At 66.8% G+C, this 26,743-nt stretch carries 31 protein-coding genes; 25 read left to right on the top strand and 6 right to left on the bottom strand.

Annotated features, from left to right (window positions below; translation table 11 throughout):
* The first annotated feature begins 12 nt into the window (after window positions 1-12).
* From nuoN to TSH20_RS06660, 13 genes are all read left to right on the top strand, one after another.
* Window positions 13-1,461 (top strand): NADH-quinone oxidoreductase subunit NuoN, encoded by a 1,449-nt coding sequence (gene nuoN / locus TSH20_RS06720; protein ID WP_109073992.1) that lies wholly within the window; start codon window positions 13-15, stop codon window positions 1,459-1,461.
* 10 nt (window positions 1,462-1,471) lie between these two features.
* Window positions 1,472-2,266, top strand: a complete 795-nt coding sequence (locus TSH20_RS06715; RefSeq protein WP_109074078.1) for a biotin--[acetyl-CoA-carboxylase] ligase — start codon at window positions 1,472-1,474, stop codon at window positions 2,264-2,266.
* 45 nt (window positions 2,267-2,311) lie between these two features.
* On the top strand, window positions 2,312-3,085 hold the full coding sequence (locus tag TSH20_RS06710) for a type III pantothenate kinase (protein ID WP_109073991.1): 774 nt from the start codon (window positions 2,312-2,314) through the stop codon (window positions 3,083-3,085).
* Window positions 3,082-4,797, top strand: a complete 1,716-nt coding sequence (locus TSH20_RS06705; RefSeq protein ID WP_109073990.1) for a ribonuclease J — start codon at window positions 3,082-3,084, stop codon at window positions 4,795-4,797. Before TSH20_RS06710 ends, TSH20_RS06705 begins: the two co-directional genes overlap by 4 nt.
* Window positions 4,798-4,873: 76 nt before the next feature.
* Entirely contained in the window at window positions 4,874-5,278 is a 405-nt protein-coding gene (mce, locus tag TSH20_RS06700; RefSeq protein ID WP_085089939.1) for a methylmalonyl-CoA epimerase, read from the top strand.
* 24 nt (window positions 5,279-5,302) lie between these two features.
* Window positions 5,303-5,557 (top strand): DUF1467 family protein, encoded by a 255-nt coding sequence (locus TSH20_RS06695; protein WP_109073989.1) that lies wholly within the window; start codon window positions 5,303-5,305, stop codon window positions 5,555-5,557.
* A gap of 37 nt (window positions 5,558-5,594) precedes the next feature.
* Window positions 5,595-6,170 (top strand): DNA-3-methyladenine glycosylase I, encoded by a 576-nt coding sequence (locus TSH20_RS06690; protein WP_109073988.1) that lies wholly within the window; start codon window positions 5,595-5,597, stop codon window positions 6,168-6,170.
* Window positions 6,171-6,651: 481 nt separating this feature from the next.
* Window positions 6,652-7,560 carry a hypothetical protein gene (locus tag TSH20_RS06685; protein ID WP_109073987.1) on the top strand — a complete coding sequence of 303 codons (909 nt, stop codon included), beginning with the start codon at window positions 6,652-6,654 and terminating at the stop codon, window positions 7,558-7,560.
* On the top strand, window positions 7,557-8,024 hold the full coding sequence (locus TSH20_RS06680; protein ID WP_109073986.1) for a hypothetical protein: 468 nt from the start codon (window positions 7,557-7,559) through the stop codon (window positions 8,022-8,024). The genes TSH20_RS06685 and TSH20_RS06680 overlap by 4 nt, the downstream gene beginning before the upstream one ends.
* A gap of 144 nt (window positions 8,025-8,168) precedes the next feature.
* Window positions 8,169-9,482, top strand: a complete 1,314-nt coding sequence (proS, locus tag TSH20_RS06675; RefSeq protein WP_109073985.1) for a proline--tRNA ligase — start codon at window positions 8,169-8,171, stop codon at window positions 9,480-9,482.
* Window positions 9,483-9,620: 138 nt separating this feature from the next.
* Window positions 9,621-10,868, top strand: a complete 1,248-nt coding sequence (locus TSH20_RS06670; RefSeq protein ID WP_109073984.1) for a lipoprotein-releasing ABC transporter permease subunit — start codon at window positions 9,621-9,623, stop codon at window positions 10,866-10,868.
* A complete protein-coding gene (locus TSH20_RS06665; RefSeq protein WP_109073983.1) occupies window positions 10,861-11,601 on the top strand; it encodes an ABC transporter ATP-binding protein in 741 nt (246 codons plus the stop codon). Before TSH20_RS06670 ends, TSH20_RS06665 begins: the two co-directional genes overlap by 8 nt.
* 120 nt (window positions 11,602-11,721) lie before the next feature.
* A complete protein-coding gene (locus tag TSH20_RS06660; RefSeq protein WP_109073982.1) occupies window positions 11,722-12,579 on the top strand; it encodes a dienelactone hydrolase family protein in 858 nt (285 codons plus the stop codon).
* A gap of 13 nt (window positions 12,580-12,592) precedes the next feature.
* Here the strand turns inward: TSH20_RS06660 and TSH20_RS06655 are convergent, their stop codons facing one another.
* Window positions 12,593-13,180 carry a cysteine hydrolase family protein gene (locus TSH20_RS06655; RefSeq protein ID WP_109074077.1) on the bottom strand — a complete coding sequence of 196 codons (588 nt, stop codon included), beginning with the start codon at window positions 13,178-13,180 and terminating at the stop codon, window positions 12,593-12,595.
* A 109-nt stretch (window positions 13,181-13,289) separates the two neighbouring features.
* On the opposite strand from TSH20_RS06655, the gene crcB reads away from it, so the two are divergent.
* From crcB to TSH20_RS06635, 4 genes are read left to right on the top strand one after another with little or no spacing between them, the layout of a single operon-like run.
* Window positions 13,290-13,691, top strand: coding sequence for a fluoride efflux transporter CrcB (gene crcB, locus TSH20_RS06650; protein WP_109073981.1), 402 nt, complete (start codon window positions 13,290-13,292; stop codon window positions 13,689-13,691).
* A complete protein-coding gene (locus TSH20_RS06645; protein WP_109073980.1) occupies window positions 13,691-14,743 on the top strand; it encodes an RluA family pseudouridine synthase in 1,053 nt (350 codons plus the stop codon). Before crcB ends, TSH20_RS06645 begins: the two co-directional genes overlap by 1 nt.
* Window positions 14,743-15,429, top strand: coding sequence for an HAD-IA family hydrolase (locus TSH20_RS06640; protein ID WP_109073979.1), 687 nt, complete (start codon window positions 14,743-14,745; stop codon window positions 15,427-15,429). Before TSH20_RS06645 ends, TSH20_RS06640 begins: the two co-directional genes overlap by 1 nt.
* A gap of 3 nt (window positions 15,430-15,432) precedes the next feature.
* Window positions 15,433-16,128 (top strand): ATP12 family protein, encoded by a 696-nt coding sequence (locus TSH20_RS06635; RefSeq protein WP_109073978.1) that lies wholly within the window; start codon window positions 15,433-15,435, stop codon window positions 16,126-16,128.
* Window positions 16,129-16,165: 37 nt separating this feature from the next.
* Here TSH20_RS06635 and TSH20_RS06630 read toward each other — a convergent pair whose 3' ends face one another.
* Window positions 16,166-16,777: a PRC-barrel domain-containing protein gene (locus TSH20_RS06630; RefSeq protein ID WP_109073977.1), complete on the bottom strand. Its 612-nt coding sequence runs from the start codon at window positions 16,775-16,777 to the stop codon at window positions 16,166-16,168.
* 117 nt (window positions 16,778-16,894) lie between these two features.
* Window positions 16,895-17,809: a folate-binding protein YgfZ gene (locus TSH20_RS06625; RefSeq protein WP_109073976.1), complete on the bottom strand. Its 915-nt coding sequence runs from the start codon at window positions 17,807-17,809 to the stop codon at window positions 16,895-16,897.
* Between the two features lie 251 nt (window positions 17,810-18,060).
* Between TSH20_RS06625 and TSH20_RS06620 the strand changes: the two genes are divergently transcribed.
* The 5 genes from TSH20_RS06620 (at window position 18,061) to TSH20_RS06600 (ending at window position 23,363) form a co-directional block, all read left to right on the top strand.
* Complete coding sequence (locus TSH20_RS06620) at window positions 18,061-19,638, top strand: ABC transporter ATP-binding protein (protein ID WP_109073975.1); 1,578 nt, start codon at window positions 18,061-18,063, stop codon at window positions 19,636-19,638.
* 27 nt (window positions 19,639-19,665) lie between these two features.
* Window positions 19,666-20,742 (top strand): ABC transporter permease, encoded by a 1,077-nt coding sequence (locus tag TSH20_RS06615; RefSeq protein ID WP_109073974.1) that lies wholly within the window; start codon window positions 19,666-19,668, stop codon window positions 20,740-20,742.
* Window positions 20,739-21,668 carry an ABC transporter permease gene (locus TSH20_RS06610; RefSeq protein WP_109073973.1) on the top strand — a complete coding sequence of 310 codons (930 nt, stop codon included), beginning with the start codon at window positions 20,739-20,741 and terminating at the stop codon, window positions 21,666-21,668. The genes TSH20_RS06615 and TSH20_RS06610 overlap by 4 nt, the downstream gene beginning before the upstream one ends.
* A gap of 97 nt (window positions 21,669-21,765) precedes the next feature.
* Complete coding sequence (locus TSH20_RS06605; protein WP_109073972.1) at window positions 21,766-22,842, top strand: BMP family ABC transporter substrate-binding protein; 1,077 nt, start codon at window positions 21,766-21,768, stop codon at window positions 22,840-22,842.
* A gap of 80 nt (window positions 22,843-22,922) precedes the next feature.
* Window positions 22,923-23,363 (top strand): DUF29 domain-containing protein, encoded by a 441-nt coding sequence (locus TSH20_RS06600; RefSeq protein WP_109073971.1) that lies wholly within the window; start codon window positions 22,923-22,925, stop codon window positions 23,361-23,363.
* 26 nt (window positions 23,364-23,389) lie between these two features.
* Here TSH20_RS06600 and TSH20_RS06595 read toward each other — a convergent pair whose 3' ends face one another.
* A complete protein-coding gene (locus TSH20_RS06595) occupies window positions 23,390-23,860 on the bottom strand; it encodes a hypothetical protein (protein ID WP_109073970.1) in 471 nt (156 codons plus the stop codon).
* 131 nt (window positions 23,861-23,991) lie between these two features.
* Between TSH20_RS06595 and TSH20_RS06590 the strand changes: the two genes are divergently transcribed.
* Together TSH20_RS06590 and TSH20_RS06585 are read left to right on the top strand one after the other, a co-directional pair.
* On the top strand, window positions 23,992-24,690 hold the full coding sequence (locus tag TSH20_RS06590) for a phosphatidylserine decarboxylase (protein ID WP_247871187.1): 699 nt from the start codon (window positions 23,992-23,994) through the stop codon (window positions 24,688-24,690).
* Window positions 24,687-25,607: a phosphatidylcholine/phosphatidylserine synthase gene (locus TSH20_RS06585; protein WP_109073968.1), complete on the top strand. Its 921-nt coding sequence runs from the start codon at window positions 24,687-24,689 to the stop codon at window positions 25,605-25,607. The genes TSH20_RS06590 and TSH20_RS06585 overlap by 4 nt, the downstream gene beginning before the upstream one ends.
* Window positions 25,608-25,623: 16 nt before the next feature.
* On the opposite strand, the gene TSH20_RS06580 is transcribed toward TSH20_RS06585, so the two are convergent.
* Entirely contained in the window at window positions 25,624-25,971 is a 348-nt protein-coding gene (locus TSH20_RS06580; protein ID WP_109073967.1) for a hypothetical protein, read from the bottom strand.
* Window positions 25,972-26,296: 325 nt separating this feature from the next.
* Here TSH20_RS06580 and TSH20_RS06575 point away from each other — a divergent pair, with 325 nt between their 5' ends.
* A complete protein-coding gene (locus TSH20_RS06575) occupies window positions 26,297-26,452 on the top strand; it encodes a DUF3309 family protein (RefSeq protein ID WP_082860756.1) in 156 nt (51 codons plus the stop codon).
* A gap of 22 nt (window positions 26,453-26,474) precedes the next feature.
* Here the strand turns inward: TSH20_RS06575 and TSH20_RS06570 are convergent, their stop codons facing one another.
* A complete protein-coding gene (locus TSH20_RS06570; RefSeq protein ID WP_109073966.1) occupies window positions 26,475-26,720 on the bottom strand; it encodes a hypothetical protein in 246 nt (81 codons plus the stop codon).
* Window positions 26,721-26,743: the final 23 nt, after the last annotated feature.

Raw genomic sequence — 26,743 nt, 5'->3', positions numbered from 1 at the left:
GGGTTCTTCGACATGACCGCAGTGTTTCCCGACATCTGGCCGGCCCTGCCGGAGATCTTCCTGGCGCTCTCGGGCGTCGCCCTGCTGATGCTGGGCGTGTTCCGCGGCGACGGCTTCACCCGTCCCGTCTCCTACCTGGCGATCGTCTGCATGCTGCTCGCCGCCATCCTGGCGATGGGCTACGGCAGCGGCCGCGTCGTCACCTTCAACGGCATGTTCGTGATGGATGCCTTCGGCGTCTTCATGAAGGTGCTGGCGCTGGTCTCCGCGGCCTTTGCGGTCGTCCTCTCGCTCGGCTTCAACGAGCGGGAGCAGATGGCCCGCTTTGAGTTCCCGGTGCTGATGGTCTTCGCCACGCTCGGCATGCTGATGATGATCTCGGCCAACGATTTCATCTCGCTGTATGTCGGCCTGGAGACCCAGAGCCTGGCGCTCTATGTCATCGCGGCCTTCCGCCGCGACAGCGGGAAGTCGTCGGAAGCCGGCCTGAAGTATTTCGTCCTCGGCTCGCTCTCCTCGGGCATGCTGCTGTACGGTGCTTCGCTGGTTTATGGTTTCGCCGGCACGACTTCGTTCGACAAGGTGGCGGCGCTGTTCGCCGGCGGCGCCCATGTGTCGCCGGGTCTGGTGATCGGTCTGGTGTTCGTGATGGCCGGTCTGGCCTTCAAGATCTCGGCCGCTCCGTTCCACATGTGGACGCCGGACGTCTATGAGGGTGCGCCGACCCCGGTGACCGCCTTCTTCGCGGCGGCGCCGAAGGTGGCGGCCATCGCCCTGCTTACCCGCGTGGTGATGGAGCCGTTCGGCCACCTCGCCGCCCAGTGGCATCAGGTTCTGGTGGCGACCGCCATCCTGTCGATGGTGATCGGTTCCTTCGTCGCCATCATGCAGACCAACATCAAGCGCCTGATGGCCTACAGCTCCATCGGCCATGTCGGTTACGCGCTGGTGGGCCTGACGACCGGTACGCAGGACGGCGTGCGCGGCGTGCTGATCTACATGGCGCTCTACATCGCCATGAACATCGGCGCCTTCGCGGTCATCCTCAGCATGAAGGCCAAGGGCCAGATGCTGGAGGAGATCAAGGACTTCTCCGGCCTGTCCAAGACCAACCCGATGCTGGCCGCGACGATGGCGATCTTCATGTTCTCCATGGCCGGCATCCCGCCGATGGCGGGCTTCTTCGGCAAGCTCTATGTCTTCCTGGCCGCCGTCGCCGCGCAGGAATACACGCTGGCCGTCGTCGGTGTGCTGACCAGCGTCGTGGGTGCCTTCTACTATCTGCGCATCATCAAGATCATGTATTTCGATGAACCCGCAGTGGTGGTCGACAAGGTCGACGACGACAGCATGACCGGCGTCCTGGTGCTGACCAGCCTGTTCACCCTGCTGTTCTTCGTCGCTCCGGCGCCGATCCTGAACGGTGCGGCGGCTGCCGCGGCGGCCCTGTTCGCCGGGTGACATCCGACCGATGACGGTATCGCTCGAAGCGGAGGCGGCGCGTCTGCGCCTGCCTCCGGGCTTCCAGATCAAGGCCTTCGACTCCGTCGGCAGTACGAACGACGAAGCGAAGGCCTTGTCGCGTTCCGGGGCGCCCGAAGGCACCATCGTCTGGGCACGCCGCCAGGACAGCGGCCGTGGCCGCCGCGGCCGGGCCTGGACCTCCCCCGAAGGAAATCTATACAGCACGACCATCCTGCGGCCCGGCCTGCCACCGGCGGAAGCCGCGCAGATCTCCTTCGTCGCGGCGCTCGCCATCGCGGAAACTGCCGAGTCGGTCCTGCCTGACCCGAGCGGCGTTCGCTGCAAATGGCCCAATGACGTTCTGGTGCATGACCGCAAGCTGTCGGGCATCCTGCTCGAGTCGGAGCCGGCAGCCGACGGCAAGGTCGCCTGGGTGGTGCTGGGGGTCGGCATCAACCTGCGGCATTTTCCCGCGACCGCCGATTATGGCGCCACCTCCTTGATTGCCGAGGGCGCTCCGCCGATGGGGCCGGGCGCGCTTCTCGAGGTCTATGCGGAGCATCTGGCGACCTGGTACCGCCGCTGGCGCGCCCATGGTTTCGCGCCCGTGCGCGAGGCGTGGCTGGCGCGGGCCAAGGGGCTTGGCGGGGCGATCCTGGTCAGGCTGGCCGATCGGACGATCCCCGGCACTTTCGCCGATCTGGACAGCGACGGCGTTCTGTTGCTTGATCCAACGGACGGCGGGCCGCGGCAGCGGATCGCCGCCGGCGACGTGTTCTTCGCGCCGCCCCCTGCAAGCTGAGTTCGCCAGCCGAGTTCAAACGCCCACCGCCTTCAGGACCTTGCCATGCTGCTTGCCATCGACGCCGGAAACACGAATGTGGTGTTCGCCATCTATGACGGCGACCGCCAGCGCGGCATCTGGCGCACGGCGACCGATCCTAAACGCACCTCCGACGAATACATGGTGTGGCTGACCCACCTGATGGCGTTGAAGGGGCTGAAGCCGGTGGACATCCATGGCGCGATCATCGCCAGCGTGGTGCCCGGCGCCACCTTCAACCTGAAGCGGCTGTGCAAGGATCATTTCGGCTGCGAGCCGGTGATCGTCGGTCAGCCCGGAGTCGATCTCGGTGCCAAGGCCCTGGTCGACCGGCCGGAGGAGGTGGGTGCCGATCGTCTGGTCAACACGGTGGCTGCCGCGGCGACCTACAAGACGCCGCTGATCGTCATCGATTTCGGGACGGCCACCACCTTCGACGTGGTGGATGCCGAGGGCAACTATTGCGGCGGCGTGATCGCGCCGGGGCTGAACCTGTCGCTGGAGGCACTGCAGAGGGCCGCGTCCAAGCTGCCGCGGGTCGAGATTCAGCCGCCGTCCGAGGTGATCGGCAAGAACACCATCGCCTGCATGCAGTCCGGCATCTTCTGGGGGTATGTCGGGCTGATCGAAGGGCTGGTCTCCCGCATCCGGGCGGAGTACGGCGAACCGATGCGGGTGGTCGCCACTGGCGGATTGGCTGTTCTTTTCGCCAAGGCTACCCATGTGATCGAACACACCGACAACGAGCTGACGCTCCGCGGTCTCCTCCTGATCCACAAGCGCAACACGGTCCAATGACACAATCCTCCAAGACAGCCGCCGGAACGTCCGAAGCCCCGGCGGACACCTTCGTTCCGGAGGATGGCGCACTGTATTTCGTCCCGCTCGGCGGTTCCGGCGAGATTGGGATGAACCTCAATCTCTACGGCCATCAGGGCAAGTGGTTGATGGTGGACCTCGGCATCTCGTTTGCCGACGACACCATGCCCGGGCTGGACGTGATCATGCCGGACCCGACCTTCATCGCCGAGCGTCGCGACGATCTGGTCGGTCTGGTGCTGACCCATGCGCATGAGGACCATCTGGGCGCGGTGCAGTATCTGTGGCCGGAGCTGCGCTGTCCGGTCTATTGCACACCCTTCACCGCGGCCTTCCTGCGCGCCAAGCTGCATGAGAAGGGCCTGAGCAGCACGGTGCCGATCCACGAAATCCCGCTGGGCGGCACGGTGGAAGCCGGTCCCTTCTCCGTCGAATACGTCACCATGACGCATTCGATCCCGGAACCGAACGCGCTCGCCATCCGCACCTCGGCCGGGACCATCCTGCACACCGGTGACTGGAAGCTGGACCCCGATCCGCTGGTCGGCGAGACGGCCGATGAGGAACGGCTGCGCACCATTGGTGACGACGGGGTGCTGGCGCTGGTCGGCGACAGCACCAACGCGCTGGTGCCCGGCGCCGCCGGGTCGGAGGCGACCGTCCGCGATGCCCTGATGGAGTTGTTCGGCCGTTACCGCGACCGCCGCATCGCCGTCAGCTGCTTCGCCACCAATGTGGCGCGACTGGAGAGCATCGCCGCCGCCGCCGCCGCCCATGACCGCCATGTGGCGTTGGTCGGCCGCTCGCTGTGGCGCATCAACGAGGCGGCACGGGCCACCGGCTATCTCGCCGACGTGCCGAAGTTCCTGTCGGAGCATGACGCCAGCTATCTGCCGCGCGAGAAGCTGGTGCTGATCTGCACCGGCAGTCAGGGCGAGCCGCGGTCGGCGCTTGCCCGTATCGCCGCCAACGATCATCCGCAGATCACGCTGTCGCGCGGCGACGTGGTGATCTTCTCCTCCCGCGAGATTCCCGGCAACGAGCGCGCCATCGGCCGCATGCAGAATCAGCTGGTCGCCCAGGGAGTCGAACTGGTGACGGCGGACGAGGCGCCGGTCCATGTCTCCGGCCACCCGGCGCGGGACGAGCTGGTGCGCATGTATCAATGGGTGCGTCCACGCATCGCCGTCCCGGTCCATGGCGAGCAGCGCCACCAGCAGGCCCATGCCGCCTTGGCGGAGGAGTGTCAGGTCGCCCACAGCATCGTTCCGGCCAACGGCGAAGTCCTTCGGCTCGACGGGCCGGAGGGCGCGCGGGTGGTGGCCAACGTGCGCGCCGGACGCATGGCGGTGGACGGCAAGCGTCTGGTGCCGCTCGACACCGGCATGATGCGCGCCCGCAACCGCATGGTGAACAACGGTGCCGCCGTGGTGACGCTGGTGATGACCGGAACGGGCGAGTTGCTGACCGCTCCGCAGCTGGCGGTGATGGGGCTGATCGACGAGGCGACCGACCGCGACCTGCTGTTGGACGTGGTGGATGCAGTGCGCGAGTCGGTGGCGATGCTGCCCAAATCGGCGCGGGCCGACGACGCCCAAGTGAAGGAGGCGGCGCGGATCGCCGTGCGCCGCTGCTTCAACGCGACCCACGGCAAGAAGCCGGTGACGGAGGTCCATCTGGTCCGCGTCTGACCGAACCCAAGAACGGATTTGATGTATAACAGGCTTATCAGAGCCCGCTAACGGGCCAGCCAGCGAGAGGATACGCATGATCGGGAAGCTCAACCACGTCGCCATCGTCGTTCCGGACCTACCGGCGGCGACCGCACTCTATCGGGACACGCTGGGCGCCGCAGTGTCGCAGCCGGTGGACTTGCCGCCGCACGGCGTCACCGTGGTCTTCGTTACCCTGCCAAACACCAAGATCGAACTGCTGCATCCGTTCGGCGAGAAGTCGCCGATCGCCGGCTTCCTGGAGAAGAACCCGTCGGGCGGCATCCACCATATCTGCTATGAGGTGGAGGACATCCTGGCCGCCCGCGACCGGCTGAAGGAGCAGGGCGCCCGCGTGCTGGGCGACGGTGAACCGAAGATCGGCGCCCATGACAAGCCGGTCCTGTTCCTGCACCCGAAGGATTTCTGCGGGACGCTGGTGGAACTGGAGCAGGCCTGAGACGGCTGACACGCGGAGGGGACGATGAACAACTGGGTGACTGGAGCCTTCGTTTACGTCGTCGTCTGGTGGGTGGTGCTGTTCGCGGTGCTGCCCTGGGGCGTTCGGACCCAGGAGAACCCTGAACCGGGCATGGCCTCCTCCGCGCCGGTCGAGCCGCGCATCCTGCGGAAATTCATGATCACGTCGCTGGTCGCCCTGCTGGTGTGGCTGGTGATCTTCGGCATCGAGCGGTCCGGCATCATCTCCTTCCGGGACATGGCGCGGGACATGTTCTGACGCCGGATTGCTCTGACCATCGAGAGGAGCGAGGCGGGTGAGCGTGACCTATTGCGCGGCCGCACCCGGCCATCCCCATCACGGACCCTACCATGATGGCGAGTACGGTTTTCCCAGCAGCGATGACCGGGTGCTGTTCGAGCGTCTGGTGCTGGAGATCAATCAGGCCGGCCTGTCCTGGCTGACCATCCTGAAAAAGCGTGACGCCTTCCGCGCCGCCTTCGACGGGTTCGACATCGACCGGGTCGCCGCCTATGGCGAGGCGGAGCGGGCGCGGCTGCTGGCCGACGCCGGCATCATCCGCAACCGCCTGAAGGTGGACGCGGTGATCGAGAACGCCCGCCGCATCGTCGCATTGCGGGAAACCCACGGCTCCTTCGACGGCTGGCTGCGCGCCCATCATCCGCTGACCAAGCCGGAATGGGTGAAGCTGTTCGGCCGGACCTTCCGTTTCACCGGTGGCGAGATCGTCGGGGAGTTCCTGATGAGCCTGGGCTATCTGCCGGGCGCTCATCAGCCCGACTGTCCGGTCCAGGCCGTCGTGCTTGCCCAGAGTCCGCCTTGGAAGGCTGCGGTGGAGGCCGGGTATCGCGGGTACACGCCCATGGAATAGGCAAACGCCCGCTCAGAACGGCGGCATTCGCCGAAGAGCTGGGCAGAAATGCAAAAACTTTGTGCATAAAGCGCTTCTGCCTCCGTTTTGGGCTTGCCATCGCCGAGGCTCGGGTTCACTCTTTTGGAGTGATGAGGGAGGATATTCCTCCCTTTCCGACGCCTGGTGGCGATTCCTCCCTAAACTCGACAGGCCGCGCCGCTTTTGCCGCGCGGCCTTTCTTTTTCCGGCGGACGGGAGGAGACAGGGCAGGGTCGCGGACAGAAAATTTCCGCGCTGCTCCAGAAAACGTTAACGGTTTACTTGGTAGCGTTGCTTGGATTAGCTCGCATCGGGTTTTTCCCAATCAGGGCTATTCAGCCGGGCTGAACCATCACCACCGGGGCCAGTCCGCCGGGGCGATTCCGCTTTGCCCGCTTACAGGTTGAGCCTTTTCCCGCTTCGGCGGGTGGCAGGAAGAAGGACGACAGTCGAGGCGCCGATGGCCGCGAATGAAAACGAACGGTTCGATCAGTTCGCCGCGGTTCTGTCGATTGAACTGTTGGAGCGGACGAAGAAAAGCATGGAGCTGCTGGCGCCGGAGCTTCAGCCATGCTCGATCCTGCCCTTCATCCAGACACCGTCCTTCGTAGAGTTCTATCAGGAGTTGGTGCGCGTCGGCATCCTGCCGGTGGTGCTCAGCCGCCGTCCGGTGCGTGCGATCGTCGGTGACGTCGATTGGGCGCGGGAGGGGCGCGAATATCTGCTGACGGTCCTCGACGACCGCTCCAATGCCGTCTTCACCGCCTGGGAATATGCCTGGGACTCGCTGTGGGACGAGCGCAAGGTCGGGCAGGACAGCGGTGGCGGAAGCCAGACCAAGCCGAAGAAGGGCTTCTTCAGCGCTCTGTTCGGCCGCAAGCGCGAGCAGAAGGCGGACGGCGGCGGCGAGGGCGGAGGCGAGGGCGGCGAGGGCGGTGTCATGGCCGGCCTGCATACGATGCTGACCGAATTGGGGGAAAAGCGGGGTTTCCTGCCGCTGTTCCATGACGATGTCCGCATCCTGAAGGCGTTGCCGCGCCTGAAGCCCGGCCGGGTGGCGCAGGCGTGGAAGGAGATCTCGCAGTACCACCACCAGGAATTCTACCTGCCCGAACCCGAACAGGCGAAGCCGGGTGTGACCTCCGAGTGTCTGCAGAAATGGCATTACAATCTGCCGGACAAGATCGGCGAGTTCCTGGTGCTGAAGGCCGCGGTGGACCTGGAGCATGTGAACAAGCCCTTCATCGGCAAATACATCCGCCAGTCGGCGCGGACCCAGGAGGAGGCGGAAAAAGGAATGCCCTACCTGTCGATCTACTGGAAATCCATGCGCAACCCGGCCCCGGTGGCCGAGCGGCACACGCTGTGAGCCCGCGCGGCATCTTGTACGCCGGGCTGACGGCGGCGGCGTTGTCCCTGGCGACCGCACCGGCATCGGCGCAAACCCAGCCGCCGCGTCCCGGCCCGGTCCCGCTGACCCCCGACGCCACCCGCGACCGGCCGGTGGTGGATCTGTCCTTGTGCCAACGGCTGACCCGCCATGTGCCGGCCGCCGACGTGGAATACCGGCCGGGCGTGGATGTGCATGGCCGCGCGGTCGCCCCCGCCGACTTGGCCGGCAGTGCAGGCGCGCAGCCGCCGATCCCCATCGACCTGCCGCTGTCGGTCGATCTCGCCCGGCGGATGGGAATCGCCCTGCCGTCGGTGCCGTTTCTGCCTGACGACGTCACCGCGGTGTGGCTGACCGTCGTCGGGAACCAACTCTATCTCAACGGCCAGCCGATTGATCCGGGTGCCGAGGAACGCCTCTACGTCTATTGCCGCTCCCGGTAGCCGGCGGCCAGGCGGGGGGCTTACAGTGGACAAGTGCGGGCGACCTTCCTAAAGTCGCTCACCCGCCGCCGCCGTGTCCGTTCCTGTCCGCAGGAGCCATGCGTGCGCGGCCTTGTCGAACACCTCGCACACGAGAGCAGAGCCATGCGGCTGTCCAGCTTCTTCATGCCAACCCTCAAGGAGACCCCGACCGAGGCGCAGATCGTCTCGCACCGCCTGATGCTGCGGGCCGGGATGATCCGCCAGACCAGCGCCGGCATCTATGCCTGGCTGCCGCTGGGCTATCGGGTTCTGCGCAAGATCGAGCAGATCGTCCGCGAGGAGCAGGACGCCGCCGGCGCGCAGGAACTGCTGATGCCGACCATCCAGTCGGCCGATCTGTGGCGCGAGAGCGGTCGCTACGACGATTACGGCAAGGAGATGCTGCGCATCACCGACCGTCACGACCGCGAGATGCTGTTCGGCCCGACGAACGAGGAGATGATCACCGACATCTTCCGCTCCTTCGTTAAGAGCTACCGCCAGTTGCCGCTGAACCTCTACCACATCCAGTGGAAGTTCCGTGACGAGATCCGCCCGCGCTTCGGCGTGATGCGCGGCCGCGAGTTCCTGATGAAGGACGCCTATTCCTTCGATATCGATGCGGACAGCGCGCGCCGTTCCTACCAGAAGATGTTCCTGGCCTATCTGCGCACCTTCGCCCGCATCGGGCTGAAGGCGATTCCGATGCGGGCCGACACCGGCCCGATCGGCGGCGACCTGAGCCACGAGTTCATCATCCTGGCCGAGACCGGCGAGAGCGGCGTCTTCTGCCACAAGGACTGGATGACCCTGGACGTGCTGAAGGACGCCCCCGGCATCGAGGACGACCTGCAGCCCTTCTTCGACCGCGTCACCGGCATCTATGCGGCGACCGACGAGAAGCACGACCCGGCCAACAGCCCGGTGCCGGAGTCGGATCTGGTGTCGGCCCGCGGCATCGAGGTCGGCCACATCTTCAACTTCGGCACCAAGTACTCCAAGCCGATGAACGCGGTGGTCGCTGGCCCGAACGGCGAATCGATCCCGGTGGAGATGGGCAGCTACGGCATCGGCGTGTCGCGCCTGATGGGCGCCATCATCGAGGCCAGCCACGACGACAACGGCATCATTTGGCCGGACGCCGTCGCGCCCTTCAACGTCGGCCTCATCAACCTGAAGTCCGGCGACGCCGAGACCGACCGCGTCTGCGCGGAGCTGTATGCGAAGCTGGAATCGGCCGGCCTGGAGGTCGCCTATGACGACCGCGACGAGCGTCCCGGCGCCAAGTTCGCCGACATGGACCTGATCGGCGTTCCCTGGCAGCTGGTCGTCGGCCCGCGCGGCCTGAAGAACGGCGTCGTCGAACTGAAGCGCCGCGCCACCGGCGAGAAGGAAGAGCTGCCGGTCGAGGCGGCGCTGGCGAAGCTGCTGAGCTGATCGGCTTAGCTCGAAGAGGAAGCCCGGATCGCCCAAGTCGGCGATCCGGGCTTTGCCCTTTTCCCGCCACGCTCACGTTCTTATCTAGGGCATCGTTTCCGCCCGCCCACAGGGCCTCCCCCACAGGATCCCAGCCGCATGATCTTCAACGCCTTCGAACGCATGGTCGCGATGCGTTACCTTCGGGCGCGCCGCCAGGAAGGGTTCATCTCGGTCATCGCGGGGTTCTCGTTGCTGGGCATCGCGCTCGGCGTGGCGACGCTCATCATCGTGATGGCGGTGATGAACGGCTTTCGGGCGGAGCTGCTGGGCCGGGTGCTCGGTCTGAACGGGCATCTCAACGTCTACAGTTCACGAGGCGGGCCGCTGCCGGACTTCGATATCCTGGCCGGCAAGCTGCGCAACACGCCGGGCGTGGTCAACGTCACCCCGACGGTTGAGGGGCAGGCGCTGGTGTCGGTGCGCGGCGTCGCCTCCGGTGCCGTCATCCGCGGCGTGCGGGCGGAAGATTTCAAGGTGCGGCCAACGCTCGCCAACAACATCATCCGCGGTTCGGTGGATGAGTTCGGCGAGGACCGCGTCGCCATTGGCGTGCGCATGGCCCAGCGCCTGGGCCTTTCGGTCGGCGACCAGATCACGCTGATCGCACCGCAGGGCAACGTCACCGCCTTCGGCACCGTGCCGCGGATGCGCAGCTACCCTATCGGCGCGATCTTCGACGTCGGCATGTTCGAATACGACAACAGCTTCATTTTCCTGCCGCTGGAGGAGGCGCAGGCCTTCTTCCGCACCGGCGACGCCGTGACCTCGCTGGAAGTTTTCGTGAGCGACCCGATGCAGATCGCCTCCGCCCGCGCCGCCGTTCAGTCGGCGGTGGCTGGGGAGGGCCGGGTGGTCGACTGGCAGCAGTCGAACGCCAGCTTCTTCACGGCGCTTCAGGTCGAACGCAACGTGATGTTCCTGATCCTGTCGCTGATCATCATGGTCGCCGCCTTCAACATCATCTCCAGCCTGATCATGCTGGTGAAGGACAAGGGGCGCGACATCGCGATCCTGCGAACCATGGGGGCGACGCGCGGCATGATCATGCGCATCTTCTTCCTGTCCGGTGCCAGCGTCGGAGTGACGGGGACCTTGCTGGGTCTCGCGCTCGGCGTCTCCTTCGCGCTGAACATCGAGAGCATCCGGCAGGTCATCCAGGGGCTGACCGGCACCAACCTGTTCAATGCCGAGATCTATTTCCTGTCCCACCTGCCTGCCAAGATCGACTGGAGCGAGGTGATCCAGGTGACGCTGATGGCGCTGGGCCTGTCCTTCGCCGCGACTATCTATCCGTCCTGGCGCGCCGCCCGGCTCGATCCCGTGGAGGCCCTGCGCTATGAGTAACGCCGTCATGCAGCCGATGCTGGAACTGAAGGGCATCGTCCGCCGCTTCGAACAGGCGGGCGAGACGCTGGAGGTGCTGCGCGGGGTCGATCTGACCGTCGGCGCCGGGGAACTGGTGGCGCTGGTCGGCCCGTCGGGTGCCGGTAAATCGACGCTGCTGCACATCGCCGGCCTGCTGGAGCGGCCGACCGCCGGCACGGTGCGCATCGCCGGCACCGACGTGTCCAACCTGGACGACGGCAAGCGGACCGAGGTGCGGCGCCGCTCCATCGGCTTCGTCTACCAGTTCCACCACCTGCTGCCGGAGTTTTCGGCGCGGGAGAACATCGTCCTGCCGCAGATGATCGCCGGCGTGTCGAAGTCGGTCGCCCGGCAGCGCGCGGACGAGCTTCTGCGCATGGTCGGGCTGGAACAGCGCGGCACCCACCGGCCGGCCCGCCTGTCGGGCGGCGAGCAGCAGCGCGTCGCCATCGCCCGCGCGCTGGCCAACGCTCCCTCGCTGCTGATTGCCGACGAGCCGACCGGCAACCTCGACCCCCACACGGCGGAGCATGTCTTCGCCATGCTGTCGGCCATCGTCCGGCAGGCCAAGGTCGGCGCCCTGGTGGCGACCCACAACCTCGACCTCGCCCGTCGCATGGACCGGGTTCTGGAGATGCGCGACGGGCATCTGGTGGAGTATCAGCCGTCGGAACTGGTGCCGCTGAGCGAGGTCGCGCCGGAAGCATCATAAGAAGCGTCATAGACCGAAAGCGGAACCTCCCCCTGGTTGCCAAGCCGGCGCGGCGCCCCCACTCTCATGCGCGACCGCACCGGCTGAGCTGCGGCACAGACAAAGCAGGGGGCATCGGGGATGGACCAGCGGATCATCGACCTCTACGACGAATACACCCACGCGCCGTTGCCACGCCGGGTCTTCCTGGAACGGCTGGCAGCAATGGCTGGCGGTGCGGCGGCGATCCCCGCGATCTTGGCGGCGATCGAGCCGAACTATGCCCGCGCCGCCATCGTCGGTGAGGACGACACCCGTCTGGCTGCGGAAAAGATCAGCTTCCAGGGGGCGACCGGCAACGTGTCCGGCTATCTCGCCCGGCCGAAGCTGATCGACAAGGCTCCGGCTGTGCTGGTCATCCACGAAAATCGCGGCCTGAACGCCTATGTCGAGGATGTCACCCGCCGCCTTGCCACCGAAGGCTTCGTGGCGATGGCGCCGGACCTGCTGTCGCCGCTGGGCGGCACGCCGCAGGATGCAGACAAGGCCCGCGACATGATCGGTCAGCTCGACACCGACAAGACGGTCAACAATCTCGTCGCGGCCATGAGTTACCTGATGGCCTACCGCTATTCCTCGGCCAAGGTCGGTGCGGTCGGCTTCTGCTGGGGTGGCGGCATGATCAACCGGCTGGCGGTCAAGGCGCCCGACCTGAAGGCCGGCGTCGCCTTCTACGGCCCGACCCCCGACCCGGCGCTGGTCGGTACGGTGAAGTCGCCGCTGCTGCTGCACTATGCCGGGCTGGACCAGCGCGTGAACGCCGGTATCCCCGCCTATGACGAGGCGCTGAAGAAAGCCGGCGTCGAGCATCAGATTTATGTGTACGAGGGCGTCAACCACGCCTTCCACAACGACACCTCGGCCGAGCGCTACAACAAGGACGCCGCCGATCTGGCCTGGAAGCGGACGGTGGAGTTTTTGAAGGCGAAGCTGGCGTAGGGGGTGGGGGCAATCAGCGCGAAACCTCTCCCAACACCTCCGCCGTGTCCACCACCGTCGCATACTCCCCATCCATGTTGGCGAGCGACAGGTCGTGGACTTCGTCGGCCGTGCGCAGCCTCCCCGACCGGTCTTTCCGGGCGAAGGTGAAGCAGGCGTCGGCCGCCAGTCGCACATCGTAGCCGAGGTTGCCGGCCATCCGCACCGTCGCCTCGACGCTGTTGTTGGTGATGACGCCGGCCACCACCAGCGCGCCGATGCCGCGGGCGCGCAGCCAGTCGTCCAGGCCGGTGCCGATGAAGGCGCTGTTCACCCGCTTGCCGATCACCGTCTCTCCCGGCAGCGGCATCGCCTCGTCCTTGAAGGCGTGGCCGGGGCCACCGGGGCGGTAGGTGGAGTCGGGCTCCGTCGAATCGTGGCGGATATGGACGATGGGCAGCCCCTCCCGCCGCCAGACCGCCAGCAAGGCCGCGACGTTGGCCTCCGCATCGGGGTTGTTGCGCGGGCCGACGTGGCTCCAGCGCGGGTCGTCGATGGCCTTTTGCAGGTCGACGAGCAGCAAAGCGGTGTTGGTGGGCAGGGGAGCGGGGAGGGTTTCCATGCCGACGATCCTGCCGCGATAGTCCATCGCGTGACAAGTCCGCCGGTTTCTGGCTCTAATCCGGCGCTCGACCCTCGTTTCCCGTTTCAAGCGCTCGTCCGGAGGCGCCGTGCTCGCATCCCCCCTGTCATTGCTCGCCGTCGCCGTCGGAGGTGCCGCCGGTTCGGTGGCGCGTTATCTGACGCTGCTGCTGATCGCGCAGTGGGTCGGCACCCGTTTTCCGATGGGGACGATCATCGTCAACCTGATCGGCTGTACGGTGATGGGGGTGCTGTCGGAACTGGCGAGCCTGACATGGTCGCCGTCGCCGGAAATCCGCGCCCTGCTGCTGGTCGGCGTGCTCGGCGGCTTCACCACCTTCTCCTCCTTCACGCTGGACATCGGCGTCCTCGTCGCCCGTGACGAGATCGCCGCGGCGGCGGGATACTTCCTCGCCTCGACGCTGTTCAGCGTGGTGGGCTTCTTTGCCGGCCTGTGGGCCGTGCGTTCTCTTGTTTCGGTGTCCATCTGATGACTGACTCTCCCGATCACGCTGATACCACGTCGACTGAAGCCAAAAGCGACAGCAAGGTCGAAACCCGCATCGTCACGGCCGACGAGGCCGACATGCGGCTGGACCGCTGGTTCAAGCGGCATTTCCCCGACGTGAACCACAGCTATCTGCAGAAGCTGCTGCGTACGGGCCAAGTCCGCATCGACGGCAAGCGGGCGGAGACGTCGTCGCGGCTGGTGGCCGGGCAGAGCGTGCGCATTCCGCCGCTGGCCGCCTGGGCGGCACCGGTCAAGGGGCCGAGTCAGGGGGCCAGCAAGCCCAAGGGCATGTCGGACAAGCAGATCGCCGAGTTGCAGGCGCTGGTGCTCTATCGCGACGCCGATGTCATCGCCATCAACAAGCCGGCCGGTCTGGCGGTGCAGGGCGGCACCGGCACCTCCAAGCACCTCGACGCCATGCTGGACGCCCTGCGCTTCGATGGCAACGAGCGGCCGAAGCTGGTCCACCGGCTGGACAAGGACACCTCGGGCGTGCTGCTGCTGGCCCGCACCACCTTCGCCGCCAGCAAGCTGACCGAGCTGTTCCGCGGCAGCGCCGTGCGCAAGATCTACTGGGCCGTCACCGTCGGTGTGCCGACGCCCTACCAGGGCAAGATCGACCTCGCGTTGGCCAAGGAAGGCGGCCCGCATGGCGAGCGGGTGGCGGAGAACAAGGAAGAGGGCAAGCGCGCCGTCACCGTCTATTCTGTGCAGGAGAATGTCGGCAAGCAGGCGGCCTTCGTCGCCATGTGGCCGCTGACCGGCCGCACCCACCAGCTGCGCGTCCATATGGCCGCCGTCGGCACGCCGATCCTGGGCGACGGCAAATATGCCGGGCAGGGCGCCTTCCTGGCCGGGGCGGAGGTGGCGAAGAAGCTGCACCTGCATGCCCGCCGGCTGATCCTGCCGCACCCGCGCGGCGGCAAGACCATCGACGTGACGGCGCCGCTGCCCGACCATATGCAGGCGACCTGGAAGTATTTCGGTTTCAGCCCCAACCTGCGCGACGACCCGTTCGAGGATTTCGAGTGATGGCCTCCGCGGGGAAAGCGCCGCTGCGTCTCGCGCTGTTCGATTGCGACGGCACCCTGGTCGACAGCCAGTTCGCCATCATCGACGCCATGACCCAGGCCTGGGCCGAGCATGGGCTGGGGGAACCCGACCCGGCCGATGTTCGCCGCATGGTCGGCCTGTCGCTGGTGGAGGCGGTGGCCCTTCTGCTGCCGCAGCGGGAGGCCGAGACCCATGTCGCGGTGGCGGAGAGTTACAAGCGCGCCTTCTCATCCGCCCGCAGCCGCGGTGAGGTGGACGAGCCGCTCTTTCCCGGGATCGTCGACACGCTGGCGGTTCTGGAGGAAGCGGGTGTGCTGCTGGGCGTCGCCACCGGCAAGTCGCGTCGCGGGTTGGACGCGGTGCTGAAGGGGCACGGGCTGACCGGTCGTTTCGTGACGCTGCAGACCGCCGATGTCGGTCCCGGCAAACCGAACCCGCACATGGTGCAGCGTGCGCTGGCGGAGACCGGTGCGGACGAGGCGGCGACGGTTGTGATCGGCGACACGACCTACGACATTCAGATGGCCCGCAACGCGCGGGTGCGGTCGGTCGGCGTCTCCTGGGGGTACCATGCGGTGCCGGAGCTGGAGCGGGCCGGGGCCGACCGCATCGTCCACCGCGGGCGTGACGTCGCCACCGCGGTGCTGGAGCTTTTGGAAGGGTAAGCGATGAAGCGTTTCTACAAGGCGGCGGGCGTCGGCGAGACCGAGCGCGGCTTTCAGGTCGAGTTGGACGGCCGTCCGGTGCGCAGCCCCGCCAAGGCGCCGCTGGTCTTCTCCAGCCGGCCGCTGGCCCAGGGCGTGGCTGACGAATGGGCCGCGCAGGGCGACCAGATCGACGCTCATTCCATGCCGCTGATGCAGCTATCGAGCACCGCCGTTGACCTGATCCCGGCCAAGCGGCCGGACATCGTCCAGGCCATCAGCGCCTATGCCGGCACCGACCTGTTGTGCTACCGCGCCGAACATCCCCAGCCGCTGGTGGAACGGCAGGCGCAGCTCTGGCAGCCGCTGCTGGATTGGGCGGCGCTGACATATGACGCGCCGCTGCATGTCTGCGCCGGGCTGATGCCGAAGCCGCAGCCGGAGGAGGCGCTGGCCGCCCTGCGCCGGGTGGTGGAGCGGACCGACGACTGGTATCTGTCGGCGCTGCAGACCGCGACCGGCGTCTGCGGGTCGATCGTCGTGGCGCTGGCCTTGCTGGAAGGCCGCCTCAGCGCCGAAGAGGCGTTCGAGGTCTCGCAGCTGGACGAAACCTATCAGATCGAGCAATGGGGCGAAGACGCCGAGGCCACGAAGCGCCGCGCGAACGTGCGCGCGGAGATCGTGGCCTGCAGACGGTTCGTGGATTTGCTGCGGGGGTGAGGTGTGGGGGGCAGACCCCCACACCGTCAGAAACCCCTTACTTCGTGGTGGTGGTGCCGGTCGAACCGGCGGTCGGGGCGGCGCCCGGTGCGACCTTCTCAGTCTCGGCCGGCTTGCGGCTCTTGTTCAGCGACGTCATGGTGTCGTCGTACTTGAACTCCGGCATCGACTTCACGTCGTCGCGGCTCATGCCGGCCAGGTTCAGGCGGTTGTTCTGCGAATCCCAGTTGGCGGCGCTGTAATCGACGGCGACCTGCTTCTCGCCGATGCCGAGGAAGCCGCCCGAGCTGATGACCAGCTGCTTGGCCTTGCCGTTGGCGTCGAGGATGACGTCCTCGATTTCGCCGATCTTGTTGTTGTCCCGGCCGTAGACGTTCTTGCCGATCAGCTCGTCGGCACTGGCCAGCTGGCCGCCCAGGCCGCCGGACGTGGCGGCGCTGCCGGACGTCATGCTGTCAGACTTGGTGGCGTCCGACTTCATCGTATCCGACTTCGTCGTGCCGGTCTTGGTGCCGTCCGGGGCCGCGGTGTTGGACATGCTGGAGGTGGAGGAAGACGGGTTGCCCACGGTCGGCGAAGTGGTCTGTGCGACGGCGGCTCCGGTCATGAGAGCCAGCGAAGCGGCGGTAGCGATCAGGATGCGACGCATGGGGGTGGCTCCTTTGTCGTTGTGTCGAGGACACGAGGTTCGTGTGTCGAGAGACATCGGAACAACAGCGACGGAGCCCGTTTTATTTCACCTTCCGGGAATTCTTTTGGTGAGTGACTACCCCTTTGAGGTGTGGTCCCAGTCCGGTTCGTGCGGACTCAGCGTCACCGGACCGGCCTGGAAGGTCAGCCGATTTTCGGCCGCACGCTGCACATCCTCCAGCCGCAGCAGGGCGAGTGCGGCGCCATCGCGGGCGCTGCGGATCTCGCCGGCATCCTTGCCGTCCAGCGTCACCGGAGTCCCCGCTTCCGGCGCCGCGCCGTCGAAGGTGACGGGGAACAGCTTCTTCTTGATGAGGGCGCGGTATTTGGTGCGGGCGGTCAGTTCCTGCCCCATGTAGCAGCCCTTGTCCCAGGAGATGGCGTTCAGCGCGTCCATCCGGCTTTCCAGCGGGATCGACTTTTCCGGGATCAGGTCCAGCGTGCCGTCGGGCACGCCGAGCGACAGGCGCAGCCGGTCGTAGCCCGCAACCTCACGCTGCGCCAATCCGGCCGACGCCAGTGCGACGACCCCATCGGCCGGCAGGAACAGGCGGGCGCCCAAGGCCGGCAGCCGCGGATCGGTGAAGGCGACGCCGCCGGCGAAGGGCCGGGCCGCCCCCGGTTCGGCAGGCAGCCCGAGCGCCTCCAGCGCGCCGTCCCCGAAGGCGACGGCCACGCGCAGCCGGTCGGCCCGGTCTTCCAGGGCGATCTTCGACCGCAGCTTGTACATCTTCAGCCGCCGCAGCAGGTCGGCGCGCCGATCCGTTTCCGGATCCAGCAGCAGGACGGCGTCCTCGCCGCCGTCCGACTCGACGATGCTGAAATCATGCAGGAACTTGCCCTGCGGGGTCAGGAACAGGGCATAGGCGGCATGGTCGGGCGTGACCCGCAGCACGTCGTTGGACACCAGCCCCTGCAGGAAGGCCTTGCGGTCCTCGCCCGAAACCGCCACCACGCTCCGCTGGTCCAGCACTGCGTAACCCGCCGACATCCTAGCCTCCCCATCACTCGATAGCCTGAAGTGTTGGGCCGAACGGGCCCGCTGGCAAGAGTCTGCCGCGTTGCGGAAGGCTGGGTTGCGGCAGCCGACTGTGGCATGATGACCAAAGCGGCAGATGCATCACCGTTGGGCAGAGGATCGGTTGTTGACGGCCGGTGGTGCCGCCGGATTACTCTGTTGGTAGCGGTGGCATGGCTTTGGCAATGCCATGCAGGTTTGACCTTTTCGCGGATTGCTCCCCCTTGCCTTCGCACGCCGAGACCTCACCCCCGGACGCTCCGCCGCCCCGTTTGGAGCTGCGCGGCATCACCAAGCGATTCCCCGGCTGCCTGGCCAACGACCATGTCGACCTCGTGCTGCAGCCGGGCGAGATCCATGCGCTGCTGGGCGAGAACGGGGCCGGCAAATCCACCCTGGTCAAGATGATCTACGGGGTGCTGCACCCCGATTCCGGCACGATGCTGTGGCAGGGGGTGGAGACGACGGTGCCCGATCCGGCCGGCGCCCGCCGGCTCGGCATCGGCATGGTGTTCCAGCATTTCTCGCTGTTCGACACGCTGACGGTGACGGAGAACATTGCGCTCGGCCTCGACAATGCCGGGCCAATGGACCAGCTCGCCGACCGCATCCGCACCGTTTCCGAACGCTATGGGCTGGCGCTCGACCCCGGCCGCCATGTCTTCCACCTGTCGGTGGGCGAGCGGCAGCGGGTGGAGATCGTGCGCTGCCTGTTGCAGGACCCGAAGCTGCTGATCATGGATGAGCCGACCTCGGTCCTGACGCCGCAGGAGGCCGCCAAGCTGTTCGAGACGCTGCGCGTCCTGGCCGCCGAAGGCTGCACGATCCTCTACATCTCGCACAAGCTGGAGGAAATCCGCGCCCTGTGCAGCCGCGCGACGGTGCTGCGCGCCGGCAAGGTGGTGGGCGACGCCGATCCGCGGCAGGAGACCGCACGCAGCCTCGCCGAGATGATGATGGGGGCGGAACTGTCCACCCCGGAACGGCCGCCGCAGGGCGCCGCCGGGACCGCCCGTCTGACGGTGCGCCACCTGTCGACGACCTCCGACAATCCCTTCGCCACCAACCTGAAGGATGTCAGCTTCGAAGTGCGGGCGGGCGAGATCCTGGGCATCGCCGGTGTCGCCGGCAACGGTCAGGCGGAACTGATGGCGGCGCTGAGCGGCGAGGTGCTGCTGGCCGACGCCGACGCCGTGGTGATCGAGGGCTCGTCGGCCGGTCATCTGGGACCGCGGGCCCGCCGCGAACTCGGCCTCGCCTTCGTGCCGGAGGAGCGGCTGGGCCGCGGCGCCGTGCCGGAACTGAGCCTGTCGGAGAACGCGCTGCTGTCCGGCTATGCCCGCGAGCCTCTGGTGCGCGGCGGCATGGTCCATTTCGCCCGCGCCCGTGCCTATGCCGAGACCATCATCCGCGGATTCAACGTTGTCGCCCATGGCCATCGGGCGGAAGCGCGGTCGCTGTCCGGCGGCAATCTGCAGAAATTCATCATCGGCCGCGAAATCCTGCAAAAGCCGAAGCTTCTGGTCGTCGGCCAGCCGACCTGGGGCGTCGATGCCGGTGCCGCGGCCGCCATCCACAAGGCGTTGATCGATCTGGCGCGGTCGGGTGCGGCGGTGCTGGTCATCAGCCAGGACTTGGACGAGCTGTTCGTGCTGAGCGACCGCATTTCCGTGCTGTTCCACGGCCGCCTGTCCGACAGCCGGCCGACGCACGAGACGACGGTGGAACGCATCGGCCTGCTGATGGGCGGCCTGTTCGGCACGCCGCCGGACGAAGACGGGGAGATCACGCGTGCGGTCTGATGGTTTTTTGAGCGCCGGAGACGCCGCATGAGCTTCATCCGTCTGGAACCGCGCGGGCAGGCGTCGAAGACCATGGTCTATGCCACGCCGTTGCTGGCGGTGGTGCTGACCCTGCTCAGCGGCTTCATCCTGTTCATGGCGATGGGCTTCGACCCGTTGAAGGCGCTCTATTCCTTCTTCATCGCGCCGCTGACCTCGGTGCGTGGGCTGGGCGAGCTGGTGGTGAAGGCGACGCCGCTGGTGCTCTGCGCCGTCGGGCTCGCCATCGGCTTCCGCGCCAATGTCTGGAACATCGGCGCCGAAGGGCAATTGACGCTGGGCGCCATCACCGGCGGCGGGCTGGCGTTGGCCTTCTATGGCGAGGGCGGCTGGTGGCTGCTGCCGCTGATGGTGATCGGCGGGGCGATCGGCGGGGCGGTGTGGGCGGCGGTGCCGGCCTATCTGCGGCTGCGCTTCAACGCCAGCGAGATCCTGACCAGCCTGATGCTGAACTATGTGGCTCTGCTGCTGCTGAACTATCTGGTCCATGGCCCCTTCCGCGACCCGGACGGCTTCGCCTTCCCCGAATCGCGGCTGTTCGAGGCCGATGCCACGCTGCCGATCCTGTGGGCGGGGACGCGTGTCCATCTGGGGGCGCTCTTCGCGCTGCTGGCGGTGGCCGGCGGCTGGCTGCTGATCGCACGGACCTTCATCGGCTTCCAGATCAAGGTGATCGGCCTGACCCCGGCCGCCGCCGGCTATGCCGGTTTCGACCAGAAGCGCATCGTCTGGCTGACGCTGCTGCTGTCCGGCGCGCTCGCCGGCATCGCCGGCATGGGCGAGATCGCCGGCCCGATCGGCCAGATCACCGCCAGCATCTCGCCCGGCTACGGCTATACCGCCATCATCGTCGCCTTCCTGGGCCGGCTGCATCCGGTCGGCATCCTGCTGGCGGCGCTGCTGATGGCGCTGTCCTTCATCGGCGGCGAGGCGGCGCAGATCGCCATGGGCCTGCCCAAGGCCATCACCGGAGTGTTCCAGGGCATGCTTTTGTTCTTCCTGCTGGCGAGCGATGTGCTGATCCGCTACCGGGTCCGCTTCGGTGCGCGGAGGGCCGTGGCATGAACGACCTCGCCCTGATCGGCCCGATCTTGGCCGCCATGTTCGCCGCCGCGACGCCGCTGCTGCTCGCCGCCCTCGGCGAGCTGGTGGTCGAGAAGTCGGGCGTCCTCAACCTCGGTGTGGAGGGGATGATGCTGGTCGGCGCCGTTTGCGGCTTTGCCGTGACGGTGCAGACCGGCAGCGCCACCGCCGGCTTCCTCGTCGCCGCGCTGGCGGGTGCCGCCACCGCCTCGCTGTTCGCCGTGCTGACGCTGTTCCTGCTGGCCAATCAGGTGGCGACCGGGCTGGCGCTCACCCTGTTCGGCGTCGGCCTGTCGGCGCTGATCGGCCAGGGCTTCGTCGGCATCCCGCTGGACGGGCTGCCGAAGCTGTACATCCCGGTCCTGACCGACCTCCCGGTGGTGGGGCAGGCGGTGTTCGGGCAGGACGTGATGGTCTATCTGGCGGTGGCCGCCGTGCCGCTGGTGCATCTGTTCCTCTACCGCACCCGCGCCGGTCTGGTGCTGCGCGCGGTGGGGGAGAACCACACGGCAGCCCATGCGCTTGGCTACAAGGTGCTGCGCATCCGCTTTCTGGCGGTGCTGTTCGGCGGGGCAATGGCCGGGCTGGGCGGCGCCTTCCTGTCGATGGACTACACGCCGATGTGGGCGGAGAACATGACGTCGGGCCGCGGCTGGATCGCGCTGGCACTGGTGGTTTTCGCCACCTGGAAACCGGCGCGCGCCATGCTGGGCGCCTGGCTGTTCGGTGGCGTCACCATCCTGCAGCTGCACGTCCAGGGGCTGGGCATTGACGTGCCGTCGCAGCTCTTGTCGATGCTGCCGTATCTGGCTACCGTTCTGGTTCTGGTGCTGATTTCGCGGGACGTCGCCCGCATCCGCCTGAACGCGCCGGCCTGTCTGGGAAAACTGTTTCATCCCGATGCTTGACGCGTCGTTTTGAAATCGAAACAAAGCCCATATCTAAAGATCAGCAGAACTCTAAAAGACCTGAAGAACAAGGAGCGTCGACGTGAACAGAAGGACGATGGGCAAGGCGGTGCTTGGCTTGGCCGGTGCCGCGGTCGCGCTGAGCGTGGGCATGGGGTCCGCCTTCGCGCAGGAGAAGCTGAAGGTCGGGTTCGTCTATGTCGGCCCGGTCAGCGACCACGGCTACAGCTACCAGCACGACCAGGGCCGTCTGGCCGTGGAGAAGGCGTTGGGCGACAAGGTCACCACCACCTTCGTCGAGAATGTGCCGGAAGGCGCCGACGCGGAGCGCGTGATCGAGCAACTGGCCTCCAGCGGCCACAAGCTGATCTTCACCACGTCCTTCGGCTTCATGAACCCGACGCTGAAGGTGGCCAAGCGCCACCCCGACGTGAAGTTCGAGCATGCCACCGGCTATAAGCGCGCCGAGAACGTCGCCACCTATTCAGGCCGCTTCTACGAGGCCCGCACGGTGGTCGGCGCGATCGCCGGCAAGATGACCAAGTCGAACATCATCGGCTATATCGGCTCCTACCCGATTCCCGAGGTGGTCAGCGGCATCAACGCCTTCACCATCGCGCTGCGCGAGCAGAACCCGAAGGCCGAGGTCCGCGTGGTCTGGGTCAACAGCTGGTACGACCCCGGCAAGGAAGCCGAGGCCGCCAAGGCTCTGGCCGACCAGGGCGCCGACATCATCGTCCAGCACACCGACAGCCCGGCCCCGATCCAGACCGCGCAGGAGCGCGGGCTGTGGTCGGTCGGCCAGTCGTCGGACATGACCCGCTTCGGTCCGAAGTCGCACCTGACCGCGATCGTCGAGGACTGGAACGGCTACTATGTCGACCGCGTCAAGGCGGTGCTGGACGGCACCTGGAAGCCGATCGACACCTGGGGCGGCATCAAGTCCGGCATGGTCGAACTTGCTCCCTACAACCCGGCCATCCCGGCCGACGTCGTGACGCTGGCCGACCAGATCAAGGCCGACATCGTGTCGGGCAAGCGCCACTCCTTCCAGGGACCGGTCAAGGACCAGTCCGGCAAGGTCGTCATTCCGGAAGGCAAGCATGCCACCGACGAGCAGATCCTGAAGATGGACTGGTACGTCGAAGGCGTGCAGGGCAAGGTTCCGAAGTAAGCACTGCGATTCCGCGCGGCGGACCGGGGGAGTGTGCCTCCGGTCCGCCCGTGCGGATCGGCGATGTGGGGAGGTGGGCCATGGATGGAAGCAGCCTCTACGACCGCGATTTCTACGCCTGGGCGAACGAACAGGCCGCCCTTCTGCGGGCCGGCAAGCTCGACGCGGCGGACATCGAGCACATCGCCGAGGAGATCGAGAGCATGGGGCGCAGCGAGAAGCGTGAACTGGTCAACCGCTTGGTCGTTCTGCTCCTTCATTTGCTGAAATGGCGCTATCAGGCGCCGCTGCGTGGCAACAGCTGGCGCCTCAGCATCGAGGAGCAGCGCTATCGGCTTGCCGCCCATTTGCGCGACAACCCGAGCCTCAAGTCATCGCTTGGGGAGTCCGTAGAGGATGCATACCGGCTTTCATTGATTGCGGCCGAACGCGAAACCGGCATTTCGCGTCGAGTTTTTCCCTCGGAGTGCCCGTGGAGCTTCGCCGAGATGATGGACGAGTCGTTCTGGCCGGACGCCTGAGCGGCGCCTCCTGACGCCTTCTCGCGCTACAGATACTCGCCCAGCAGCCGCAGGAACGGACGGGCTTCCTGCAGGACCAGGGTGGTCTGGTGGAACAGGTCCTCGGGCGAGGCGTGATGTTCCAGGCGGATTTCCGAGAACAGGATGATCTTCTGCCCGCCCTGGACGATGAAGCGGACATGTGGCAGCCCTTCGATCCCGCGCAGGACCGCCAGCAGGGCGCGGCGGCGCTCCGGGGCCTGGGCGGTGTAGGGCACATGGCCGACATCGGCCCAAATCTGGCAGATCGACCCGCCGCCTTCGTCCGCGCTTTCATGCCGGACGGCGACGTTGAAGGGCAGGCCGTCGGCCATGAAGGTCAGCTTGCAGGGGCGGGGCGGCTTGGCGATTCCCAGCACGCCTTCCGGCGTCACCTCGATCGAACCGGGATTGATCGGCAGGGCGCCGTCCGGCACTTCGGCCAGCGATTGAATGGTCTTCAGATCGGGAACGGACAAGGCGGCACGCTCGGCTTCTGGGTCGACGGAAACGACAGCATGGGCGCTGGCCGCTAAAATTCTGTAAAGGCTCGGAACGCACAGCTAGAATGGCTGTTCGCTGTGGTCTGAAAATACGAAGAAAGCAGGCGATGTCCGCCATCGATACCGTCGTCGTCCCCATCCACCGTGCCGGCTGGCCCTTCATCGCCGGATTCGCCGTGGTTTCCCTGATCCTCGGTCTCGCCGTCTGGGCGCCGCTCGGCTGGATCGGCCTGGTGCTCACCCTGTGGTGCGCCTATTTCTTCCGCGATCCCGACCGGGTGACGCCGACGCGGCCCGGCCTGCTGGTCAGTCCGGCGGACGGGCGCGTCACCATGATCGTCCAGGCGGTGCCGCCGAAGGAATTGGGCATGGGCGACAAGGCGCTGACCCGGATCAGCGTCTTCCTCAACGTCTTCAACGTCCACGTCAACCGCGTGCCGGCCGACGGCACCATCGTGGCGGCCGAATACCACAAGGGCACCTTCGTCAACGCCGCGCTGGACAAGGCGAGCGACGAGAATGAGCGCATGGCCTTCCGCCACCGTCTGCCGGACGGGCGCGAGATCGCCTATGTCCAGATCGCCGGTCTGGTGGCGCGCCGCATCCTATGGTGGGTGAAGGCCGGGCAGGACGTGAAGGCGGGCGAGCGCTTCGGCCTGATCCGCTTCGGCAGCCGCACCGACATCTATCTTCCCGACGGCGTCGCCCCGCTGGTCTGCGTCGGCCAGACCGCCATCGGCGGCGAGACGATCCTGGCCGACCTGAACGGCACCGAACCGCAACGGCAAGGGGACGTGCGGCGATGAAACGACCGCCCGTCTTCCGCCAGCAAATCTTCCGCCCGCACCGGGCCCGCCGTCCCGGCCGGCCGCATCCACGGCTGAAAGGGCTGTCGATCAACCACCTGTTGCCGAACGTCCTGACGGTGCTGGCGCTCTGCTCCGGCCTGACGGCGATCCGATTCGCCATGCAGGGGCGGTGGGAGCCGGCGGTCATCGCCATCGTCATCGCCGCCATCCTGGACGCGCTGGACGGCCGAATCGCCCGTCTGCTGAACGGACAGAGCAAGTTCGGGGCGGAGTTGGACAGCCTGTCCGACGCCATCAGCTTCGGCGTCGCGCCGGCCTTCATGATGTATCTGTGGGGGCTGAACGGGGCGGGCAGCCTGGGCTGGATCGCCGCCATGGCCTATGCCGTGTGCTGTGCCCTGCGTCTGGCGCGCTTCAACTCGCGTCTCGGCGTGGTCGATCTGCCGCCCTGGGCCTACAACTACTTCACCGGCGTACCGGCGCCGGCCGGTGCCGGCCTCGTGCTGCTGCCGATGATCCTGGGGTTCGAGATCGGGCCGCAATATCCCGGCCATCCGGCGGTCATCGTGCCGTGGACGCTGCTGATCGGCGGGCTGATGGTCAGCACCCTGCCGACCTTCTCCTTCAAGGGCGCGCGGGTCCCGGCCCACTGGGTGGTGCCTGCGCTGGCCGGTGTCGGCCTGCTGGCCGCGATGATGGTCAGCCAGCCCTGGTGGACGCTGTCCATCGTCGGCACCGTCTATATGGTCAGCCTGCCATTCTCCATCGCCCAGTTCCGCAAGCTGCAGCGTGCCGCAGAACTGATGCGAACGGAGATCGAAGAGCCGGTTCCCGAGTCGCAGTCTTCCGAACTGCCGGAGTCGCAGGCCACCGAAGCCACGACCCCCGGGGGTGAGCCAAGGAAGCCGGTCTGACCGGCTTCCCGTCTTCTCATTCCGCCGCAGCCAGTTCCGCCACCAGTTCGGCCGCAGACCCGGTGGCGGCCAGTTCGGCGATGGTGACCCGCGCCACCATCGGGATCTGTCCCAGGCAGCGGCCGATATGGTCGGTCTCCGCCTGCGGCAGGTCGCCGACCTCCATGGAGATGGCGAGCGTATCGTCGGTCAGCCGGCTGTGCAGGGTCAGCGGGACCAGCCCGCGCTTGGCGACATATTCGAGGATGCGGGGCAGGGTGCCGGGATCGGCGTCGGCGACCAGGGAAAAGGCGACGCGGCGACCGGGCACGGTGACACGGGCATCCGAAGCGGATGCGGCAGCGGTGTTCATGGTCTTGGACATGGCGTGATCGGACCTTCAGACGGTTCTGCGGAATGGACGAGCGAAATCCCCGGCTCTCAAAGGAGAACCGGGCCGCTAATTCGCAGAATGCCGTCGAAGCGATGCACGATCATGGAGAGGAGCCTAAGCGGCCTGTCGCCGACAGTCAACAGGGGTGAACTCGCCGAACGGTTGGGCGCGTCGCGTTTGGGGAGCGCCGGAGGAGCGCCCTTCCCCCTTGGTGGTGGCAAGCGGTCACGTTCGAGCCGGACAGGAACAAAGTCCAGGGGATGCCGTTCAGTTTCCGCTTGTCCGTCACAAATGCTCCACCAGAAGGGAGAAGGCCATGCTCGGCACTATTCTGCTCATCATCCTGATTCTGTTGCTTCTCGGTGCCGTTCCGGCCTGGCCGCACAGCCGTGGCTGGGGCTATGGTCCCAGCGGCATCCTCGGCGTGCTGCTGATCGTCCTGATCGTTCTGCTGCTGATGGGCCGGATCTGATCCCCAGCCTGTCTGTCTGATGCTATCTGCCAGATGCGCGGCGGGGCCGGCGGAGCGCGAACATCAGCCATCCGACCGGCCCCAGCATCAGCACCATCACCAACCAGCCGGCGCGTGGCCCGAACGGGCAGCGCGATCCGGCCGGCGGGCGCCAGCCGCCGCAACGGCGCGACAGCGCCACATGCAGAAGCGGCAGCCCATAGAGGGCGAACAGGACCAGCCAGGGAATCAGGGCCCCAGGAATCCAGGCGGAGAGATCGGCGTTCATCGACCGACGATAGCATCATTCCC

The sequence above is a fragment of the Azospirillum sp. TSH20 genome (assembly GCF_003115935.1).
Taxonomy (GTDB): domain Bacteria; phylum Pseudomonadota; class Alphaproteobacteria; order Azospirillales; family Azospirillaceae; genus Azospirillum.
The sequence above is the reverse complement of the archived record's forward strand: the minus strand, read 5'-3'. Positions and strand labels throughout refer to the sequence as shown.

Coding starts and splice junctions, on each gene's coding strand:
- mce (WP_085089939.1), top strand. CDS start 4,874: ATGATCGGGAAGCTCAACCACGTCGCCATCGTCGTTCCGGACCTACCG.
- TSH20_RS06605 (WP_109073972.1), top strand. CDS start 21,766: ATGGGCAAGGCGGTGCTTGGCTTGGCCGGTGCCGCGGTCGCGCTGAGC.
- TSH20_RS06615 (WP_109073974.1), top strand. CDS start 19,666: ATGAGCTTCATCCGTCTGGAACCGCGCGGGCAGGCGTCGAAGACCATG.
- TSH20_RS06670 (WP_109073984.1), top strand. CDS start 9,621: ATGATCTTCAACGCCTTCGAACGCATGGTCGCGATGCGTTACCTTCGG.
- TSH20_RS06625 (WP_109073976.1), bottom strand. CDS start 17,809: ATGTCGGCGGGTTACGCAGTGCTGGACCAGCGGAGCGTGGTGGCGGTT.
- TSH20_RS06685 (WP_109073987.1), top strand. CDS start 6,652: ATGGCCGCGAATGAAAACGAACGGTTCGATCAGTTCGCCGCGGTTCTG.
- TSH20_RS06715 (WP_109074078.1), top strand. CDS start 1,472: ATGACGGTATCGCTCGAAGCGGAGGCGGCGCGTCTGCGCCTGCCTCCG.
- TSH20_RS06600 (WP_109073971.1), top strand. CDS start 22,923: ATGGATGGAAGCAGCCTCTACGACCGCGATTTCTACGCCTGGGCGAAC.
- TSH20_RS06580 (WP_109073967.1), bottom strand. CDS start 25,971: ATGTCCAAGACCATGAACACCGCTGCCGCATCCGCTTCGGATGCCCGT.
- TSH20_RS06710 (WP_109073991.1), top strand. CDS start 2,312: ATGCTGCTTGCCATCGACGCCGGAAACACGAATGTGGTGTTCGCCATC.
- TSH20_RS06630 (WP_109073977.1), bottom strand. CDS start 16,777: ATGCGTCGCATCCTGATCGCTACCGCCGCTTCGCTGGCTCTCATGACC.
- TSH20_RS06610 (WP_109073973.1), top strand. CDS start 20,739: ATGAACGACCTCGCCCTGATCGGCCCGATCTTGGCCGCCATGTTCGCC.
- TSH20_RS06570 (WP_109073966.1), bottom strand. CDS start 26,720: ATGAACGCCGATCTCTCCGCCTGGATTCCTGGGGCCCTGATTCCCTGG.
- TSH20_RS06645 (WP_109073980.1), top strand. CDS start 13,691: ATGACTGACTCTCCCGATCACGCTGATACCACGTCGACTGAAGCCAAA.
- TSH20_RS06705 (WP_109073990.1), top strand. CDS start 3,082: ATGACACAATCCTCCAAGACAGCCGCCGGAACGTCCGAAGCCCCGGCG.
- TSH20_RS06590 (WP_247871187.1), top strand. CDS start 23,992: ATGTCCGCCATCGATACCGTCGTCGTCCCCATCCACCGTGCCGGCTGG.
- proS (WP_109073985.1), top strand. CDS start 8,169: ATGCGGCTGTCCAGCTTCTTCATGCCAACCCTCAAGGAGACCCCGACC.
- TSH20_RS06660 (WP_109073982.1), top strand. CDS start 11,722: ATGGACCAGCGGATCATCGACCTCTACGACGAATACACCCACGCGCCG.
- TSH20_RS06655 (WP_109074077.1), bottom strand. CDS start 13,180: ATGGAAACCCTCCCCGCTCCCCTGCCCACCAACACCGCTTTGCTGCTC.
- TSH20_RS06575 (WP_082860756.1), top strand. CDS start 26,297: ATGCTCGGCACTATTCTGCTCATCATCCTGATTCTGTTGCTTCTCGGT.
- TSH20_RS06635 (WP_109073978.1), top strand. CDS start 15,433: ATGAAGCGTTTCTACAAGGCGGCGGGCGTCGGCGAGACCGAGCGCGGC.
- TSH20_RS06585 (WP_109073968.1), top strand. CDS start 24,687: ATGAAACGACCGCCCGTCTTCCGCCAGCAAATCTTCCGCCCGCACCGG.
- TSH20_RS06640 (WP_109073979.1), top strand. CDS start 14,743: ATGGCCTCCGCGGGGAAAGCGCCGCTGCGTCTCGCGCTGTTCGATTGC.
- nuoN (WP_109073992.1), top strand. CDS start 13: ATGACCGCAGTGTTTCCCGACATCTGGCCGGCCCTGCCGGAGATCTTC.
- TSH20_RS06695 (WP_109073989.1), top strand. CDS start 5,303: ATGAACAACTGGGTGACTGGAGCCTTCGTTTACGTCGTCGTCTGGTGG.
- TSH20_RS06665 (WP_109073983.1), top strand. CDS start 10,861: ATGAGTAACGCCGTCATGCAGCCGATGCTGGAACTGAAGGGCATCGTC.